The following is a 1377-nucleotide window of genomic DNA, read 5'->3' as shown; positions in this document are numbered from 1 at the left end:
CAGCCGCCACAACCCCACCCTCCGGGACGCCTACCTGCGCCTGCGCGCCGCCGGAAAGAAGCCCATCGTCGCCATCACCGCACTCATGCGACGCCTCATCGTCATCGCAAACGCACGCCTACGCGACGCCTACGCGCAAACCGCCGCCAACTGAGTTGATGACGGTGTGATCGATAGCGTGGCTTCTGGGAAGCCTCGGCACCTTCCGCAAGCGGTACGGTCCGGGTCAAACACTTTGAAAGGGCCGTCGACAACCGCCCTTCCGGACGAAGCGCTAATCCTTCTCCAGCCCGGCGATCGCCCGGGCGAAGTCCCGGGCCGCGAAAGGCTCAAGATCCTCCACGCCCTCGCCGACCCCGATGAAGTGCACCGGCAGGCCGAACTTGGCCGCCAGCGCCACCAGGATGCCGCCGCGCGCCGTACCGTCGAGCTTGGTCATCACGAGGCCCGAGACCGGCGCCGCCTGGGAGAACAGCTCCACCTGCGAGATCGCGTTCTGGCCGACGGTGGCATCGAGGACCAGGATCGTGGCGTGCGGTGCGTCCGGATCCTGCTTGCGGAGCACGCGGACGATCTTCTCCAACTCGGCCATCAGCCCGGCCTTGTTCTGGAGCCGGCCGGCGGTGTCGATCAGCAGCACGTCGGTCCCGGCGGCGGTCGCCTGCTTGAGCGCATCGAAGGCGAGCCCGGCCGCGTCGGCCCCCTCGCCGCCGCTCACCACCGGGGTGCCGGTGCGCGCGCCCCAGACCTTGAGCTGCTCCACCGCCGCCGCCCGGAACGTATCGCCGGCCGCCAGCATCACGGTGCGGCCCTCCGCGCGCAGCTTCGAGGCGAGCTTGCCCAACGTCGTCGTCTTGCCGGCGCCGTTGACGCCGACCGTGAGGATTACGAACGGCTTCTTGGTGCTGTCGATGGACAGCGGCACGGCCACGGGCTCCAGCGCCCGCTCAACCTCGGTCGCCAGGATCGCCCGGACCTCGTCGGGCGAGATGCCCTTCTCGTAGCGGCCCTTGCCGACCGCGTCCGAGATCCGCGTCGCGGTCTCCAGGCCGAAATCGGCCTGGATCAGGGCGTCCTCCAGGTCCTCCAGCGTGTTGGCGTCGAGCTTGCGCTTGGTGAACAGGCCGGTCACCCGGTCGGTCAGGGCCGACGAGGTCCGCTTCATCCCGGAGGTGAGCCGGGTCCACCAGCCCTTGGCCTCGGGCTCCCGATCCGGGCCGGCGCCGGCATCGTAGGCGAGCGCGGCGGCGGCATCGACCGGCTGGATGTCGGGCGCCGGCTCGACAACGGGCTCACGGTTCACGTCGCCGGTATCGACCGGGTCGGCGCCGTGCGCGGGGTCGTCCCCGGCCGTGCCGGCGGGGGGCCGCTCAGGCT

Annotated in this window: 1 protein-coding gene and 1 pseudogene; one reads left to right on the top strand and one right to left on the bottom strand. The window is 70.7% G+C overall.

The genetic code is table 11. The features are described from left to right. Nucleotides 1-154 (top strand): annotated as a pseudogene (locus FV228_RS34580) (IS110 family transposase); the annotation flags it as partial. 120 nt (nt 155-274) lie between these two features. Here the strand turns inward: FV228_RS34580 and ftsY are convergent. After that, a partial coding sequence (gene ftsY, locus FV228_RS29840; protein ID WP_147857744.1) for a signal recognition particle-docking protein FtsY occupies nt 275-1377 on the bottom strand: 1103 nt, incomplete at its 5' end.

It is taken from the genome of Methylobacterium sp. WL18 (genome assembly GCF_008040015.1).
GTDB classification, from domain to species: Bacteria; Pseudomonadota; Alphaproteobacteria; order Rhizobiales; family Beijerinckiaceae; genus Methylobacterium; species Methylobacterium mesophilicum.
Note: the sequence above shows the minus strand (reverse complement) of the source record. Positions and strands in the feature narration are given on the sequence as shown.